The organism is Terrilactibacillus tamarindi (genome assembly GCF_009718825.1).
Lineage (GTDB): Bacteria > Bacillota > Bacilli > Bacillales > Sporolactobacillaceae > Terrilactibacillus > Terrilactibacillus tamarindi.
This window is the reverse complement of sequence record NZ_WNHB01000019.1, coordinates 1-18,128: the sequence shown is the minus strand read 5'-3', so window position 1 is coordinate 18,128 and position 18,128 is coordinate 1. Positions and strand designations below refer to the sequence as shown.

Annotated in this window: 14 protein-coding genes and 1 riboswitch; of the genes, 8 read left to right on the top strand and 6 right to left on the bottom strand. The window is 37.3% G+C overall.

Going from position 1 to position 18,128, the window contains the following annotated elements; all coding sequences use genetic code 11:
- Positions 1–8: 8 nt before the first annotated feature.
- Positions 9–1,118: a glycine cleavage system aminomethyltransferase GcvT gene (gene gcvT / locus GMB86_RS11675; RefSeq protein WP_155220158.1), complete on the bottom strand. Its 1,110-nt coding sequence runs from the start codon at positions 1,116–1,118 to the stop codon at positions 9–11.
- Positions 1,119–1,420: 302 nt separating this feature from the next.
- Positions 1,421–1,515: riboswitch (glycine riboswitch) on the bottom strand.
- A gap of 233 nt (positions 1,516–1,748) precedes the next feature.
- Between gcvT and GMB86_RS11670 the strand changes: the two genes are divergently transcribed.
- The 7 genes from GMB86_RS11670 to comGB all read left to right on the top strand — a co-directional run bounded on the left by GMB86_RS11670 (position 1,749) and on the right by comGB (position 9,263).
- Positions 1,749–3,425 carry a DEAD/DEAH box helicase gene (locus GMB86_RS11670; RefSeq protein ID WP_155220156.1) on the top strand — a complete coding sequence of 559 codons (1,677 nt, stop codon included), beginning with the start codon at positions 1,749–1,751 and terminating at the stop codon, positions 3,423–3,425.
- The gene (locus tag GMB86_RS11665; RefSeq protein WP_155220154.1) at positions 3,403–4,188 is read left to right on the top strand and encodes a YqhG family protein; all 786 of its coding nucleotides are present in this window, start codon (positions 3,403–3,405) and stop codon (positions 4,186–4,188) included. Before GMB86_RS11670 ends, GMB86_RS11665 begins: the two co-directional genes overlap by 23 nt.
- A gap of 200 nt (positions 4,189–4,388) precedes the next feature.
- Complete coding sequence (locus GMB86_RS11660; RefSeq protein WP_155220152.1) at positions 4,389–5,183, top strand: GDSL-type esterase/lipase family protein; 795 nt, start codon at positions 4,389–4,391, stop codon at positions 5,181–5,183.
- Positions 5,183–6,094 carry an ABC transporter ATP-binding protein gene (locus GMB86_RS11655; RefSeq protein ID WP_155220150.1) on the top strand — a complete coding sequence of 304 codons (912 nt, stop codon included), beginning with the start codon at positions 5,183–5,185 and terminating at the stop codon, positions 6,092–6,094. The genes GMB86_RS11660 and GMB86_RS11655 overlap by 1 nt, the downstream gene beginning before the upstream one ends.
- Positions 6,087–7,067, top strand: coding sequence for an ABC transporter permease (locus tag GMB86_RS11650; RefSeq protein WP_329602903.1), 981 nt, complete (start codon positions 6,087–6,089; stop codon positions 7,065–7,067). The genes GMB86_RS11655 and GMB86_RS11650 overlap by 8 nt, the downstream gene beginning before the upstream one ends.
- A 104-nt stretch (positions 7,068–7,171) precedes the next feature.
- Positions 7,172–8,248, top strand: coding sequence for a competence type IV pilus ATPase ComGA (gene comGA / locus GMB86_RS11645; RefSeq protein WP_230459100.1), 1,077 nt, complete (start codon positions 7,172–7,174; stop codon positions 8,246–8,248).
- The gene (gene comGB, locus GMB86_RS11640; RefSeq protein WP_155220146.1) at positions 8,235–9,263 is read left to right on the top strand and encodes a competence type IV pilus assembly protein ComGB; all 1,029 of its coding nucleotides are present in this window, start codon (positions 8,235–8,237) and stop codon (positions 9,261–9,263) included. Before comGA ends, comGB begins: the two co-directional genes overlap by 14 nt.
- Before the next feature lie 191 nt (positions 9,264–9,454).
- On the opposite strand, the gene GMB86_RS11635 is transcribed toward comGB, so the two are convergent.
- Positions 9,455–12,145, bottom strand: coding sequence for a YhgE/Pip domain-containing protein (locus tag GMB86_RS11635; protein ID WP_155220144.1), 2,691 nt, complete (start codon positions 12,143–12,145; stop codon positions 9,455–9,457).
- Between the two features lie 32 nt (positions 12,146–12,177).
- Positions 12,178–12,660 (bottom strand): RrF2 family transcriptional regulator, encoded by a 483-nt coding sequence (locus GMB86_RS11630; RefSeq protein WP_196220214.1) that lies wholly within the window; start codon positions 12,658–12,660, stop codon positions 12,178–12,180.
- Between the two features lie 662 nt (positions 12,661–13,322).
- On the opposite strand from GMB86_RS11630, the gene GMB86_RS11625 reads away from it, so the two are divergent.
- Positions 13,323–14,540, top strand: a complete 1,218-nt coding sequence (locus GMB86_RS11625; protein WP_155220140.1) for a Bcr/CflA family efflux MFS transporter — start codon at positions 13,323–13,325, stop codon at positions 14,538–14,540.
- 160 nt (positions 14,541–14,700) lie between these two features.
- Here GMB86_RS11625 and GMB86_RS11620 read toward each other — a convergent pair whose 3' ends face one another.
- The 3 genes from GMB86_RS11620 to GMB86_RS15830 all read right to left on the bottom strand — a co-directional run.
- On the bottom strand, positions 14,701–15,900 hold the full coding sequence (locus GMB86_RS11620) for a pyridoxal phosphate-dependent aminotransferase (protein ID WP_329602902.1): 1,200 nt from the start codon (positions 15,898–15,900) through the stop codon (positions 14,701–14,703).
- A gap of 20 nt (positions 15,901–15,920) precedes the next feature.
- A complete protein-coding gene (locus GMB86_RS11615) occupies positions 15,921–16,907 on the bottom strand; it encodes a 2-hydroxyacid dehydrogenase (protein WP_155220138.1) in 987 nt (328 codons plus the stop codon).
- Positions 16,908–17,604: 697 nt separating this feature from the next.
- Positions 17,605–18,128: hypothetical protein (locus tag GMB86_RS15830; RefSeq protein WP_230459099.1), on the bottom strand; the 524-nt coding region annotated here is incomplete at its 5' end.

The following is an 18,128-nucleotide window of genomic DNA, read 5'->3' as shown; positions in this document are numbered from 1 at the left end:
TATCCCCCTTATTTGTTTCCTTTTTTATAAAATGGTGTCTTAATGACTTTGGCTAAGCGTTTTTTCCCACGGATCTCTACTTCAACTTGTTGACCCAATTTTGCAAATTCAGTATGAATAAGAGCCAATCCTAAATTTTTCTTTAATGTCGGTGATTGGGTACCTGTTGTCACTTCTCCTACCTGTTTTTCGTCAACAAAAATAGCATAGTGAGAACGTGGAATCCCTTTATCAATCATTTCAATTCCAACAAGTTTACGATCTGGTCCTTCTTCTCTTTGTTTTTTAAGACTACCTTGACCAATAAATGGCACGGTTTTATTAACTTTTACAGCAAAACCAATACCGGCTTCGATTGGAGAGATCGTTCGGCTTAATTCTTGGCCATAAAGAGCGAGTTTTCCTTCGAATCGAAGGGTATCCCTTGCACCTAAACCACATGGCACCAAACCCACATTCTGACCAACATCGAGTAATTTTGTCCAAATCTCTTCAGCTTGATCAGATGGACAATAAATTTCGAAGCCATCTTCCGCAGTATAACCCGTCCTTGACACTAACGATGGGACGCCATTAACGAGAACATTGTCTTTAAAAGTAAAACCTTTCATTTCATTAAGAGGTTCAGATGTCACTTGTTGTAAAATCGATTCCGCAAGCGGTCCTTGCAGCGCAAGTTGTGCTATTTCAGATGAACAGTTGGTTAGTTTAACATCACTATCTTCTTTGACATGTTCCCTGAGCCATTCAAAATCTTTATCAGTGTTAGAAGCATTAACAACAAGTAGAAATTCACTTTCTCCTTTTTTATACACAAGTAAATCATCAACTGTTCCACCATCTTCATAGCACATGGCCGTATACAAGGCTTCCCCTACGTTTATGTTTGAAATATCATTTGTCATCATATATTGTAAATAAGCTTCTGAATCTCTCCCTGTTACTAAGACTTCCCCCATATGGGAGACATCAAAAAGCCCAGCTTTAGTACGCACAGCTTCATGCTCTTGTTTAATGCTTGAGAATTGAACGGGTAAATCCCATCCCCCGAAATCGATTAACTTAGCCCCTGATTGTTTATAAATCTCATAGAGTGGTGTTCTTTTTCCCCCAACCATATCCTCGCTCCTTTTCAATAGTCGAACTTTGTAGAAAATTGACCGTCTTCTGTGTGGCAGATTTTTCAGACTATTATTCTTATTATTGTTGTATTACAAACGTTAAAGAAAACTTGCCGATTGCGAGGCCTATAAAGCACAGACAGAGACCTAATACTTGCTTAAAGTACAAAAAAGGACAGAGAGACACCTTTGACCGTGTCCCCCTGTCCTTATACCTGAAAGTTTGCCAATTCCTAAAAGTAACTAAAAGAACTGGTATCCCCTTTGGTGGCTTCAAAATAAAGCTCTCTCCAGAGGTGCGTCTAATAAGAGTCTTTTTGCCTGAGAGATTCACAAATTTAGTTGCTTGCTCCTTCGGCGCTGCAATATCTGCAGTCTCTCCCCTTATTATCATTCGCCTAAACATTTAATTGTATTGTTCCATGATTTCAAGTTTTTAAGCCTCTTGTAATACGATAAATAACTTTTGTTCATACTAACATATATATCCTATCATCACATGATTGTTACTGGCAACATTTTTTCTAATAAAATGACAAATTATTGACTTTTTCTTTTTTATATTACTAGCTTTATCCTCTAATGGTTGTATAAGCCAAAATAAGTGCATTTGGAGGGAAACATTCGATGGATCCTGAAATCATTTTTGATCATTCTTGGCAAGACGAATTTATTTCCCGAATAGACTCAGATGGACCTTGGGCAAATTGGGAAGTTTATAAACTTGCTTTTCATGCAGAAGAAGAAAAACGAATTCCAACTTTTGAAGGTCTAATGGCACCAGAACATTTGCCGCATGTCACGTTTTTACCCCATCAAATAGAAACAGCCCAGACGGTCATTGAAAAGATGCATGGCAAAGCGATCCTTGCCGATGAAGTAGGGTTAGGTAAAACGATCGAAGCTGGTTTAATCATCAAAGAATACATGATTCGTGGATTAGCGAAAAAAATCCTTATTCTAGTTCCTGCTTCTCTTGTCCTACAATGGGCAACCGAATTAAATAGTAAATTTTACATTCCTGCGGTTCCTCAAAGGAAATCGTATGTCTGGGAACAATGTGATGTGGTTATTTCATCCATTGACACAGCCAAACGCGAACCTCATCGCAGTCTTATTTTAAAGCAAGATTATGATTTTATTATTATTGATGAAGCTCATAAATTAAAAAATTCAAAAACAAAAAACTATGAATTTGTCCAATCGTTAAAAAAGAAATTTTGCCTTTTACTCACGGCAACGCCTATCCAAAATCGCTTAAGTGAAATCTTCTACTTAGTGTCATTGCTTAAGCCTGGTTATCTTGGAAGTGCTGAAGCCTTCACAAAGCACTATCGAGATGGAAAAACAAAGGTAAAAAATGAAGAAAGATTAAAAGCGTTGGTTAATCAAGTGATGGTTAGAAACAGGCGAGAAGACACTGGATTAGATTGGCCAAAACGCGTTATTGAATCTATCGAAATTCCTTTATCAGATCAAGAACGTGATCTATATGACTCCCTCTTCACACTAAGAAACAAGCTTAATATTAAAGGATTCTCACTCATTACCTTGCAACGAGAAGCATGCTCCAGTCGAGAGGCTGTTTATGTGACCTTAAATCATATGAGAAAAAAATTTGACAACCCGGCAGTTAATGAGATTATAGATCCTTTGTTTGACAAAATTAATGCCATCCAAAGTCAGGCTAAAGCAAATAAAGCTCTCGAACTCATCAAAAAAATTAATGATAAAGTTATTATTTTCACAGAGTATCGAGCAACACAGCTTTATCTTCAATGGTTTTTGCAGCAGAATGGAATTTCATCTGTTCCGTTTCGTGGAGGGTTTAAACGGAGTAAAAAGGATTGGATGCGGACTCTTTTCCAAAACAATGCCCAAGTGCTTATCGCAACTGAAGCAGGTGGCGAGGGTCTTAATCTTCAGTTTTGTAACCATATCATCAATTACGATCTTCCTTGGAATCCGATGAGGATCGAACAACGAATCGGTCGTATTCACCGTTTAGGTCAAAAAAACGATGTTCATATTTATAATTTCGCGACAAAAGGCACCATTGAAGATCACATTTTAAAACTTTTATATAATAAGATCCACCTTTTTGAAAATGTGATTGGTGAATTGGATGACATTCTCACGCGATTGAATTTACGTGACCTAGATAAACAAGTACAGACTATTTTTGAAGAGTCCGAATCGGCAGGAGAAATTCAGATCAAATTAGACAATATATCTAGTGTGATTAATTCAGAAAAAGATTTATTGAAAGAAGAGATGCATAATGAAGCAAGCGGCGATTCATGACTATCTGTATAAGTATTTTAAATCAAACAACTGTGAGATTCTCGAAAACCACCACTCACAATTAAAAGTAAAACTAACCGTAGATTTAGATAAGCTATTGATGAATCGACCCTTTTATTGGCATTACATGGAAAAAATAAATCAGCAACCTGAAACAGCTGTTTTGACTTTCAAAACAGATCCAAAGGATGAGGGTGACGGTGAGTTTATCCATTTTGGATCACCGCGATTACATCAAATTTTTCAATCTGCACAACAGTTAGCGCCTTTTATTCGCCTTTTTCATATCGTACCGGCCTTAGAAAATAAGTCCATTGCTCTCAAACCATGGCTAGGACTTAACATAAAAGTAAGCTACCAATGTGACGTGAAGAAAGACCGGATTCTTTCTCTTGGATTACAACTCATCAATGGTACATTGATTGATCAATTTCAGTCTTTGCTTGAGAGTCTACCTTTAACACCGAAAATACCCGATTATTGTTATACTCTGCAGCCACTCATACGCCCCCTTAGTGGTATTAGACGTATAGAATCTTACTTAGTTACAATGTTGAAAGGGGAAACTCATGATTGGGCGAGTGATGCCATTCGGCGTTGGGAGCATGATCTTCATTTATTAGACCAATTCTATGATGAAGAAGAAAAACCAGAGACTTATCATTCAGAGAAAGAAGCACTCAAATCTCAATATGAACCAAAAATTCATGTCCAATTTATTAACGGCGGCCTATTTTATCTACATGATTCAGCCTTCAGCTAATAATTCAATCATCACGGTCTCACTTAAATTTTATGAGATCGTGATACTTTTATAAATTTATGATCATGGGTATATATCTTATTAACCTTGACATTACCACTCACAAGATGGGCATTTTTCATAAAAAAAGTGTACGATAGAATCAAATGAAAATTTCAGAATTGAATTTCGCTAACCTCTAATAAGGATTGATCCTATTTATGAATAAAAAAATAATCCTAATCTTCACAAGTATATCCATCCTATCCGCATTCATTTGTTTTTTAGGTCTATTTTGGGCTGTCTTTGATAAACATGACACCATTCAGTCAAATAAAAGAGTGGATCACGTAAATAGCGAGGAAAAGAAAAACTCTTCGAACACTGTACATATCGTCGCATTAGGAGATTCGTTGACTCGAGGGATTGGTGATGACAAGGGAAAGGGTTACGTTGGCGATTTAAAAGATATGCTAATCAAAAAATCTAAAAAAAAGATCCAAGTCACCAATCATGCTATTGGCGGACAAACTTCCTCTGAGCTTCTAAAACAATTGAAGCAGCCCGAAGTCAGACGGCAATTAAGGCAAGCAGACATTATTCTTATATCAACTGGCGCAAATGATCTCTTTCAAGGTGGAGCTGCCTTAGATCATTTAAATATGTCCTATTTCAATTCGATTGAAAAACGCTATCTTGTTAATGCCAAACACGTTTATTCCACACTTCGTTCATTAAACTCACATGCCACTGTATTTCATATTGGTTTATACAACCCATTCATCGACCTAGAGCAATCCAAATTAACGTCAAAAATGGTCTCCAAATGGAATGTTGATAACGCCAATTTAACAAGGGATTACAAAAAAATGATCTATGTACCAACATTTGACCTCTTTCAACTGAACGTCAATGATTATTTATACAGCGATAAATTTCATCCTAATACGAAAGGGTATCAATTAATTGCTGAACGTGTCGTATCTCTTATTGTCTTTCATGAGGAGGGAAAATAATGACTTTACAACCCGCTCTTACAGTTCGGAATTTATACAAGCGTATGGGTCGAAAAGACATCATCAAGGGCGTTTCTTTTGATGTTTTCCCCGGTGAAGTCTTTGGCTTTCTTGGACCAAATGGTGCTGGTAAAACAACAACGATCCGTATGATTGTCGGTTTAATTAAGCCTACATCTGGAGATATTTTCATAGCTGGGCACAATATTCGAACGCAATTCACTAAAGCCATGCAGCAGCTTGGTTGTATCGTTGAAAATCCTGAGCTATACGATTATTTAAGCGGGCGGGAAAATCTCGAGTATTTTGCCCGAATGGATCGTTCCATCGATAAGAAGAGAATTGAGGAAGTCACAAAATTAGTCAAACTTGAGTCTCGTATTCATGATCGTGTCAAAACCTATTCTCTTGGCATGCGACAACGCCTTGGAATCGCCCAAGCCTTGCTTTCTGGACCTAAATTATTAATTTTAGATGAGCCAACTAATGGTCTAGATCCTGCCGGCATTCATGAAATGCGTGAGTTTATTCGTTCATTAGCCAAAGAATCACAACTAAGCGTGCTTGTTTCCTCTCATCTACTAAGTGAAATCCAATTGCTTTGTGATCGCGTAGCCATTATGACAAATGGCGAGGTTATTAAGACGGATAGGGTTTCTTCACTTTTGACTACTAAAGAGAAAGTCATATGGAATGTTAGTCCCATCTCAAAAGCACGTGAAATTCTTCAAAAAGAAACCGATGTGACAGAACATTTAGAGGGTTTGATTACACCTTATAGTGAAGAGAATGTTTCACTTTGGAATAAAAAATTGGTCAATAAGGGTGTTCAAGTCAACGAAATAAAAAAAATGAAACCTGCACTTGAAGATTTATTTCTTGAACTTACTGGAGGGAAAAAGAGTGATTAATCTTATTTATAACGAACAACTAAAACTCCTCCGAAAAAAACGTTTATATGTCATTATGGTGATGATTTTTATTCTTGTTTCCCTTTTTACTTATGCACAATATAAGCAAACAAATGAGCTCATTGAAAAAATGGGACATGTCAATTGGCGCGTTCAGTTACAGCAAAAAATTGTTGATACCCAAAATCGGCTTAATTCAACAAATATCCCGAATGACTTTAAGCAAACCTTGAAGATACAAGTTAGCCAACAACAGTATTATCTTGATCATAATATTGATCCCGCTGCTCCAGGTGCCCCCACTTTTATGCGCATCTTTATTGAAAATGCCATTAGTTTACTTCTACCTTTATTAGTTCTCGTTATCGCAAGTGATCTTGTCTCATCGGAGTATAGTAATGGTACCATCAAATTACTTTTAACGAGACCTGTTAAGCGGTGGAAGATATTAATGAGTAAATACTTTGCATTATTACTATCCATATCTCTCATCCTGTTTTGTATGGCGTTATTTTCATATCTCATTTCTGGGCTAATATTTGGATATAATGGCTGGAGTCTTCCAATGATCACAGGCTTTAAAGCCGATGGAAACACGCTTAATACTACAGGCGCTTATACTATCCCTCTCTGGAAGTATGTCGTGATTGAATATGGGCTAGCTTGGTTTGTAGGTGTTGTAGTAGGTGCGCTAACTTTACTACTTTCCGTATTGATCCGAAGCACGGCCGCCGTTATGGGCATCATGCTTGCTTCGCTGATTGCCGGCGCTATCTTAGTGAACATGGTATCTTCATGGCATTCAGCAAAATATTTGTTTATGTTGAATTTACAATTAACCCATTATATACATGGCACAAACCCGCCAATTACAGGAATGACTCTTGGGTTTTCCCTTATTGTCCTACTCATTTGGCTCGTCATATCCATTATTTTTTCCTTTGCTATTTTTACTAAGCAAGATGTGTATTAAAATTCCAAATGCCAAATCGTATTTGGAATTTTTATTTTAAAAAAGAAGGACTAATCATTCTTTTGTGGAATATAGATATTAAATTAGTGAAAGAGGGTGATTTATTGCGTGAAATAAGTGAAATTGAATTAAAAAGTCAGCAAATCCTTAAACATGCCATTGAGACCGAAGCCTCTGATATCCACTTCCTTCCACGTAAACACGATGTTTTAATTGAACTCCGAATTCATGGCTATCTATATGAATTAGACATGATTCCCATTGAACAAGCAGAAAGGATGATCTCACATTTTAAATTTCTTGCAGGTATGGATATTGGTGAAAAACGTCGTCCCCAAAGTGGTGCCATGATCTCTAAAGTCTCCCATCAAGAAGTCCACTTAAGATTATCCACTTTACCAACGCCTTATCAAGAAAGTCTCGTCATTCGCCTGCAACCCCAGAAACAATCCATTCGAATTTCCGATCTCTCTATTTTCCAAGAATCTACAAATCAACTATCTTCATTATTGAAATATGAAAGTGGACTTATACTCGTCTCCGGTCCAACAGGTTCAGGCAAGACAACGACCTTGTATACTCTCCTTCAAGCAGCAAAGAAGCGATATAATGCTAGAATTATTACACTTGAAGACCCTATCGAGCGGCCAAATGATGCCTTTGTACAAATGCAAATCAATGAAAAAGCTAATTTCTCATATGCTGATGGTTTTAGAGCCCTCCTCAGACATGACCCGGATATCCTGATGATAGGTGAAATTCGAGATATCGAAACAGCTAAGATTGCCGTCAGAGCCGCACTAACAGGACACCTCGTTCTTAGCACTGTTCATGCCTTCGATGCACCCGGAACTGTGCAGCGGTTAACTGAACTTGGCATTCCCACGTTTGACCTAAAAGAAACTTTAGTAGGCGTTATTTCTCAGCGCTTAGTGAGAATACAATGTCCTACATGTGGAGCCTCCTGTACAAAACAATGTCCCCATCGCCACCAACCAAAACAAACAGGCATTTTTGAAATTTTAGTTGGCATTCCTCTTCACGACACGTTAACTCATGGTTCTCGTCAACATTCTCGTTCATACAAAACCATTGAAGATTTTATTCTCCAAGGAATTGCAGCTGGTTACATTCCTCAAGAAGCCCCGAAAGGACAGATAAGGCGTTATGTTCAACCGTAAATGGGATAGACGTTCTCAAGGTACATTTCTTATTCGTATGGGTGAATCTCTCCTTCAAGGCTATACTCTTCAAGATGCTATTCAATTACAATCTTTGCATCAGAAAAACATCATTCAAGAAAAAATGACGACGATGCTTCGTTTGCTTTCTGAAGGTGAAACATTAACCGAAGTATTAACTGTCATGAAATTTCCTAATGAATGTTGCATCACCCTCTACTTTTCTGAACAAAGTGGTGAATTGGCTCATGGATTTATTGAGAGTGGTCAATTAATGTTGAAACGTGAAGAGCATCGGTCCAAATTACGTAAGCTTCTTCGATATCCTCTATTTTTAATTTGGATGTTTATCATCATGATTTTTATTATAAGTACCTTCTTAATCCCAAATTTCATGAAACTCTATCATTCCTTGAATCTCGAACTTCCTTTAGTAACGAGAATCGTGTTGTCTCTTAATCACAATATGGTATCTATTGGGATTGGTATTTTGGTCATTACCTTATGTGGGAGCGTTTGTTTTATCTATTTTAAAAAAATCCCGATTATTAAAAAGATTAGCGTGATGAGTCAAATTCCCCTTCTGTCTCGTTATATCAAACTTTATTTCACACGAGCTTTCGCTTTCCATCTTGGCAGTCTCCTGCGATCAGGTTTATCCATCAATCAAGCCTTAGACACCATGACAAAGCAACACATGACAGCCTTTTCCTATCAAGAGGCATTGCATATCAGACAAGCCATCATCAAAGGGGAAAAACTAGACCATATTCTAGCTGAACGATCTTATTATTTACGTGAATTTATTGAAGTCATCAGGCATGGTCAAAATAACGGGAGATTGGGGTCTACTTTAATGCTCTATAGTGATACTCTCCTGAGAAAATTAGAAGAGATGACTCAGACATGGCTTGCCATCGTTCAACCCGCAACCCTCGTTTTCATAGGAATCCTCTTGCTTTCTTTATTTAGCTCCATCCTGATTCCGATCTTTCACATTATGAATGGGTTATAACAAAAAACATGACAATCTCATTCTAACTTAGTGGGATGAGATGTCATGTTTTCCTTTTTATCATGAAATGGTTTTCGATGCTTGGTGTTTGTGTTTCGAACGGGATTATAGGTTTGTTCTTGTTTATTAAATTCAAAATAAAAACGAGCACTAACTCTTTTTAAGTAGTACTCGTTTAAGATAATTCTTCGTTACATGGCTTCTTCTTGTTTAATACTTTTGCTAACATTACTTTTTGTCTTAAATGTGAGGTAAACAACCGTTAACACATGGAAGACAACAAAAATACCAAGTAATACAAACGCTGCTGGCCACATGCTACCTCCTATTGAAATAACTTCTCGGTAACCCTTAATGGAATATGTCATTGGCAGATACGGATAAATCGCTTGGAAAAATCCATTCGATAATTGAATTGGAAACGTTCCCGCTGAACCACCAAGTTGCAAAACAAGTAAAACCATCGAGATAAACCGTCCAACATTTCCAAATGTTATGCAGAAGAACATAATAAGTGACATAAAGCTAAGCGAAATAATAAACGCTAAAAGGAAAAGCTTCGGTATGCTCAATGGATCGAGTCCGACTCCCCAAACCATAATGACAACTAAGATAATGGATTGGGCAAGTGAAGCAAAGGCAAGAACAGAAAACTTACTGAGCCACCATGCAAATCCTGATGTTGGTTTCATACTTGGTTCACTAATTGGGAACATGACGCCAAAGACGAGTGCGCCTACAAAAAGAGCAACAGACATCATATAAGGTGCTAAGCCATGTCCATAGTTATTAACCTTTGATAATTCTAGATTTTTTAATTGGGTTGGATTAGCAAACATTTTATACGTATCTTGATCTGTTTTTGTATCGTTAATCTTATGAGCTCCATCTCCAAGTTGACTAGAGAGGTCTTCTGCTCCATTTTCCAAGTCGCCAAGACCATTCGTTAGTTTAGTTGAACCGTCAGATAACTGAGTTGAGCCATGATGTAATTGGCTAGATCCATCTGCTAACTTGTTTACACCACTTGCAAGTTTGGATGCGCCATTTTGCATTGTAGGTAGCTTACTGGTAAGTTGCCCTAATCCATTTGCTAATTGCGCCGATCCGCTTGTTAATTGACCTGATTTGCTATCAAGTTCTTTTGATCCCGAAACAAGCTGATTCGATCCATTTACAAGTTGACCTAACCCTTGATTTAATTGGTTACTACCTACCGTTAATTGATTCACGCCATTTACAAGTAACGGTGCTTTTTCATTTAACTGATTGACACCATTTACAAGTTGTGTGCTTCCTGTCTCGGCATCTGCTAATCCTGAAGTTAGGCTTTCAGCACCAGGAATGATTTGTTGATTAAGGACGGATTGAACTGTTGTGTAACCATTTAGAGCTTGATTAGCCTTTGGTATAACAAGATTTGCCCCGTCATTTAATGCTTTTACGGCATTTGGTAGTTTACTTAAGCTTTCAGAAGCCGTTTGCAATTGCTTAAGCTGTGATGATAAATCAGTTAATTTATCACTCATGGTTTTCATGATTTCCGCTTGCTCGGATGAACCTTCTTTCAGTCCATTTTGCATGGCACCTAATATCTCTTTTTGTTGATCAGGTGTGAGATGTTTAAATGTTTCTGTATTCTTAACATCATTAACTGTTGCGGTTGCCGTATCATTCGAATGCGTCGATAAATCTTGAAGAGCTCCTGCAATACTTGTCATATCAGATTGAATGGACTTCATCGAACCTGAAAGAGGTCCATTTGTTGATGATACATTCTGATTTAATGAATTTAACCCATCTTTTATCTGTGATAATCCGTTTGTTAATTGGTTCATATTATCCTGAGATGGGAGACTTGTCGATAGCTTCTTCAAACCAGCTTCTAACTGCTGGCTTCCTGTATTTAAACGTTTAATTCCCTCGTTTAAATCGCTTTGCCCTTGCGCCAATTTAGGTATTCCTGAAGTTGGATCAGTTAACCCGCTTGCTTGACTATTAAGCTGATTCAAACCTGTGTTTAATTGGTTAGATCCTGCCTGAGCATCGACGAGACCTGAGTGCAGGGCCATTGATCCATTATTTAATTGACCTACACCTGATGTATACTGCCGAATACCATTATTTAAATCAGAGGCTCCCTTATTTAATGCTTGACTACCAGTAAACAACTGACTTACTCCGACACTCAATTGTTTAGCCCCGTTACTTGCTGACTTAGCTCCATTCTCGAATGTAAGCGTACTATTTACTAATGTCTTAAGATTATCGGAAAGGGTCTTACTACCCTTATTTAATTTTTTAGCGCCATGATCTAAATCTCCAGCCCCGTTAGATGCTTTCTCCATTCCATCTCCAATATCTTTCAGCTGGTCAAAGACACTCTCGGCATATTCTTGTGTCACATTTTCCGCAATTTCTCGATTAATATCTTTAGCTGCAGAATCTGTGACTTTACCAGCAATATAGTTTTGACCAGGATTCGAATAATAGTTCAATTTCATCTTGTGAGGATTTTTATCCAGGACCGTGGAGGCATCTTTTGAAAAGTTTTTCGGAATTTCAACGACCATATAGTACGTGCCATCCTCAAGCCCTTTCATCGCTTTAGCTTTTGTTGTAAATGACCAATCAAGAGCATCATTTTTCTTGAGCTTATCGACAAGTTCTTGACCGATTTTTAAGTTCTTGCCCTTATAAGTTGCCGTTTGATCTTCATTAACAACCGCAACAGGTAATTTATCCGTTTTTCCATAGGGATCCCACATGGCTTTCAGAAAAACCCCCGCATAGAGAATGGGAATAATTAAGAGAGCAGAGAGGATGATCATCGTCCATGTATTGTGAAAAATTTTCTTCCACTCTTTTGTCAACATATTCATACTTGTTTCTTCTCACTTCTTTCATAAAAAAATTAATCATTATCTTCATCAGATATTTGATTCCAGTCTTTCACCTGTATCTCATTCGTATCAATGGTCTCTTGTAAAAACTTCTCAACTGTCATGTTTGAAAGTTTCGCACGAAAGGCTTCTTGAGCTTCATTCACGATGTTTTCAAACTTTAAAACTCCTTTTTCCGCCACATCAATATCACCAAAGGCTTTCCTAACCAATCCCGTAGATTGAAAAATAGGTTCATTACCTTCAATGGCATCAACGAGATCAATAATTGGGATGCTCGCAGGTGTTTTTGCCAAGATAAATCCTCCATTGACTCCGGGAACTGATTTAATTAATCCGCCAACAACCAGCTTTCGCATGATTTTTTTAAGATAAGAAGGAGAGACGCCTAGCCTTTCGCTAATGACATCACTTGTGACTGGTATATCAGCTGCTTGAGTGGAAAGCATGACGATAATGCAGGCTGCCTGTTCAACACCAGAAGTCAACTTCAAAGGTCCCCCTCCTTTCAATATAGATAGTGGATATCTTTTATCCATAATAGAGATTTTACTCTGTTCCTTTTATTATTTCAAGCAAAATATCTTCTCATCCATATTCTTTAAAAGAATGAGATGTTGGCACACTATGTGCTAATTCATAAAGTAGAAGAATAAAGTGAAACTTCCATCAGTGGGGGTTTTCTTCATCCCCCACTGATGGTTAGCTGAACCAATCGGACCTTTACGGGCAGTTGATCCCCCACCTATCTTCTTGAATACTCAAAATCTTGAAGGGGTCTTACTGCCCCGTTAAGGCGGGATAAAAGTCTAGATAGGCGCCCAAAGCTTTAAAGTTTTTTCAAATGAATTATATAGAGCCATCGGTCATTGAACAAAATAATGAGTATTTTTAAAAAATAAAAAGTTAGCATACCGTCATTAAATAACTCCATCAGTGGGGGTTTTCTTCATCCCCCACTGATGGTTAGCTGAACCAATCGGACCTTTACGGGCAGTTGATCCCCCCACCTATCTTCTTGAATACTCAGAATCTTGAGGGGGTCTTACTGCCCGATACCGTCATTAAATAAAATTAACTAGTAGACAGACTGTATCATCTGCCATAGACTGAATAATATCGAAGACAAGAATAGGTAGGAAGGTGTTTATCAGATATGCGACATAATCCAACAGGAAAAGAGCGTATAGGGTTGGTTTTTCTTCTCAGCATGCTTGGAATATTAGGGTCACTTAATATTGATATGTATTTACCGAGTTTTCCAGATATTGCGAGTAGCATGGGAGCTCGTGCTTCATTTGTTCAACTGAGTTTAACCGCTTGTTTGATTGGTTTTGCGATCGGACAAATCATCGTTGGTCCGATTAGTGATACAAAGGGTCGAAAGAAACCCTTACTCATCTCCATTTTCTTATTTTCACTAGCTTCACTTTTCTGTGCTCTTTCGCCAAATATCACGTCATTAGTACTTGCTCGATTTTTACAAGGATTAACGGCTTCAGCAGGGCTTGTCTTATCTCGTGCAATTGTTCGTGACGTGTTTAGCGGCAAAGCACTTACGGAATTCTTTGCCTTATTAATGATCATAAATGCAGCTGCACCAATGATTGCCCCAATGACTGGCGGAGCCATCCTCCTTTTACCCTTTGGAAACTGGCATACTATTTTTTTCTTTTTAAGTGTCATTGGACTTATTATTATTTTTATTGCGGCTATCTGGTTAAAGGAAACATTACCAAAGGAGAAAAGATTACCGAGTTCGATTGGACATTCTATTCGTACGATGGGCTACTTGTTGAAGGATCGTTCATTTATCGGTTACGTCCTGATTGTCGGGTTCATACACGGAGGGAGTTTTGCTTATGTATCCGGAACGCCTTTTGTATACCAAGGCATCTATCATGTTTCACCGCAAGTCTATAGTGTTTTATTTGGTATTAATGGTCTCGCCATTATTACAGGGAGTTATATTATCGGACGTTTTAGTCGAGTCATTCATGTAAAAAACTTGCTCAAAATTGCCGTTATTGTAGCTGTAAGTGCTACGGCATTACTTCTCATCATGACCATCATCAGAGGCCCACTCGCTTCTCTTGTCATATTAATTTTCATCTATATGACGACAATGGGAATGATTACAACAAGTACGTTTTCTTTGGCAATGGAAAATCAAGCCAACCAAGCTGGAAGTGCAAGTGCTTTATTAGGCATGTTTCCGTTATTGATTGGATCCATTGTTTCTCCTTTCGTTGGAATTGATGAATCAACTGCTGTCCCAATGGGAGCAATCTTATTTATTACCTCTTTTATTGGATCTATAGCTTTCTTTAAATTAACCGAGAAAGAAGTCCAAAATAAACAAGTGGCAGGTTAAAAGTGAGGGCCTTTCACCTGCACATTTTACCTAAAGTTGACTTCACTACTTAAGGGAATATGAACCTCATATAATAAACTAGAAAAAAATAAAACTGCCATCAAAGTGGTATATTGCTGATGGCAGTTTTTTAAAATATCATTATTTAATTAAAGAAACTTCATGACTTACATTCTAATTGATAGTCTTTAGCCAATTTTCTAAAGGCCACAAGTGAGCGTTTGACCTTTTCCGTTGGGATGCAGTACGCCATTCTGAAGTATCCAGGGCAGCCAAAACTATCTGCCGGTACTAATAATAAATCATACTTCAAAGCCCTTTTACAAAAAGCGACGGCATCCTCTTCTAATGCTTTCGGAAACATATAGAAAGTTCCTCCCGGCTTAGCACAGGTAAATCCAAGATTTGTGAGTTCATTGTATAAAATAGTCATGTTCGTTTCATAGACGGATAAATCCGCCGTCATATCAATAACTTCAGCCACTGCCAATTGAATGATCGACGGTGGACAATTGTGACCGATTCCCCTTGATATTTGCCCGCACATATTAATGATCAGTTCCGCCTCTTTACATTCTGGATTCACAGCAATATAGCCGATTCTTTCGCCAGCAAGAGATAAGGATTTACTGAAAGAATAACATGTTATCGTATTAGGATAATATTTGGCAACAAAAGGTGCATCAACATTTTCAAATACAATTTCTCGATATGGTTCATCGGAGATAAGGAAGATCTCATGTCCAAATTCACGTTCTTTTTCCTGCAAAAATGATGCCAACTTTTTGATTGTTTCAGTAGAGTATACAACTCCCGATGGATTGTTAGGTGTATTGATGAGTACAGCCATGACTTTTGGTGTTACCATTTTTTCGAATTCAGCAAAATTAATTTGAAAATCATCCGTTTTCGCTGGCACAACTCTTAAAATCGCTCCTGATTTATTAACATAGGGCGTGTATTCCGGAAAAAATGGAGCAAAGGTAACGACCTCATCACCTTTGGTTGTCACGGCTCTAAGTGCATGGGCAAGAGCTCCGGCAGCTCCAGATGCCATAAAAATATGCTCTTTTTTATAATTCATGTCAAAACGTCTACTTAATGACTGAGCCACTTTTTCCCTCACAGATTCAATACCAAGGCTTGGGCTGTATCCATGAATGGCTCCTGGCTCACTGCTTGTCGCAAGTTCCACTAATTTAGTCGTAAATTCCTGAGGGACAGGAACTGACGGGTTCCCTAAACTATAATCAAATACATTTTCATACCCGATATCTTTGGCTCTTTCTGAACCATATTCAGCTATCTCTCTTATGACTGATTTTTGTCCTAACATTTTCTTATATTCTTCTGCAATCACATTTATCTTCCTTCCTTATGTTATCCGTTTACAATATTTTTAGGTCTTTCTCCTTGTTCAACTCGTCTAATATTTTCCCATACAAACCGATGCATCTGGACAAAGGCTTGTTCAGTGACTCCGCCTATATGAGGTGAAAACGTAATTTTATCTTTTATCTCTGTAGGTAACTGCAAAAGAAGGTTGTCAGGTCGTACCGGTTCTGGCGAAATCGTATCCAGACCAGCTCCCGATATAAGACCTTCTTTTAAGGCAACCATTAAATCATGTTGATTAACCACTTCTCCGCGCGCTGTGTTAATGAGAATAGAAGACTTTTTCATCATGCGAAAGCGATTTAAATTCATAAAATTCTTCGTTTTATCATTAGACGGTAAATGAAGACTGATAATATCACATTCCTTTAAAATCTCTTCCAAAGGCAAGTAATCAACACTCAGTTCTGTTTCTAATTCTTTAGGAAGTGGACTTCTACTATAATAACTGACCTTGCTTTCAAATCCCTTTAAGCGTTTGGCTGTCTCTTGTCCAATAGCCCCCATACCAATGATGCCAACGTGGCAATTCCAAAGTTCTCTAATCCCCTCTAAACTCCAATTGCTCTTGGCTTCGATCTGTCTTGCGTCCCGCACCATCCTATCGCCTTCAACTGTCCGCCGTAAAACAGCTAGCATGAGTAAAATTGCTTGTTCTGCAACCGCCTTGCTGTTCGCTGCTGCATTATTGCAAACAAATACCCCTTTGTTAGTAGCGGCCTCAACATCGATCCAATCAAAACCAACGCCTTCAGAGTGAATCATTTTTAAATTAGGCATCGCGTCAATCAATTCTTTCTTAACGGGCTGCATGGCATCGACAAAAATAACGTCTGCATCGCCCCCTAGTTCCAACAATCTTTGTGTATCTGTCTCAAATTCTGCAAAAACAAGTTGCCAATCTTTGGGGATAATTGAGAAATCAGAAAATCTTTCAATTCGTTTCTTTAGTGTCATAACTAATACTTTCATACACGTTTCCTTTCTTTAACTTTACCGAATTAATCACTCAACGCTATAAGAATGAATCGTTTGATTTTGTAAAGTCTCACCAACGCTCGAAATTAGAACAGGAGTACCATCTCATACGACCACTTTTGCTCTATGTATGAACTGCATCAAAATTCAATTTTCTTGAGTTTATTATATCATTTCTTATCTCATGTTAAATACTTAACATTTAAAATATAATAACCCCAGATAATAATCCAGGGCGTTAAAAGTAAATGATTTTTCACAAATTGAATTTATTTAATTCAAATCAAGATCAAACTCATCAATTTTTCTTAAAGTAAAACCTTCTTTTGACAAAACCTTAGCTAACTTATCGTCAAATACCAATGTCTTCATGAGTAGGTCAAGAAATAGATAAATCTCAGTTTTTCTAAGTTTGACCTTCTTGAGGACCTAGATGGTTACAATATATCCGAAGTTATATTGGCAAGTGGTCACAAAGTTGATATAAAAACAGAATTTAACAATTACTATCTAAATAGTTCGTCTCAAAGGGCTTCAATTTTTATGACACCACGATAACTGGTTCAGAAATACGTCGGAGATACGAGTTATAGCTGGAGTGAAGATCGTGGAAAAGACATTGCATCAGTATTCAAAGAAATAATAGAGAGAATGGGTAATAAAAAAAGAGGATATTTTCCTCTCTTACCTATTATTTTACAGGTATCTCAGCTTGATCAATGTAAATGTGATTATTTTTAATATCATAGTCTTTGTTCAGAACAGAATTGTAAATTGATGTTTCTCCTTTTGTATTAATATCTTTTTCTTTAATTTTATAAACAAAAGGAAATACTTCTTTATATACTCTTATATGAAGATCACCTGGTCTAAAGTAAATTGTAGTTAGGTTTTCAATGACATAATTTTTCTCTAATTGAGGATCATCTATTTTGAAAGATTCATATTTAACTTGCCAAAATAGAAAAGCAACTAAGAAAATAACAATCAAAAAAGAATAATATAGAAACTTAACAAGCGTCTTTTGATTTCGTAAAAATACTATAAAAAGCAAAGAGACAGCAAAAACTATATAAAAATAAAAGGACACTATATTTATTGATCCAATAATTATATAGAAACCGTAATGATATAATAATAACGAAAAGGCTCCGAGGGATAGAGTCATATACAGTAAGATAGTAAGGTAACTCTTATATTTTCTAATTTTCAATC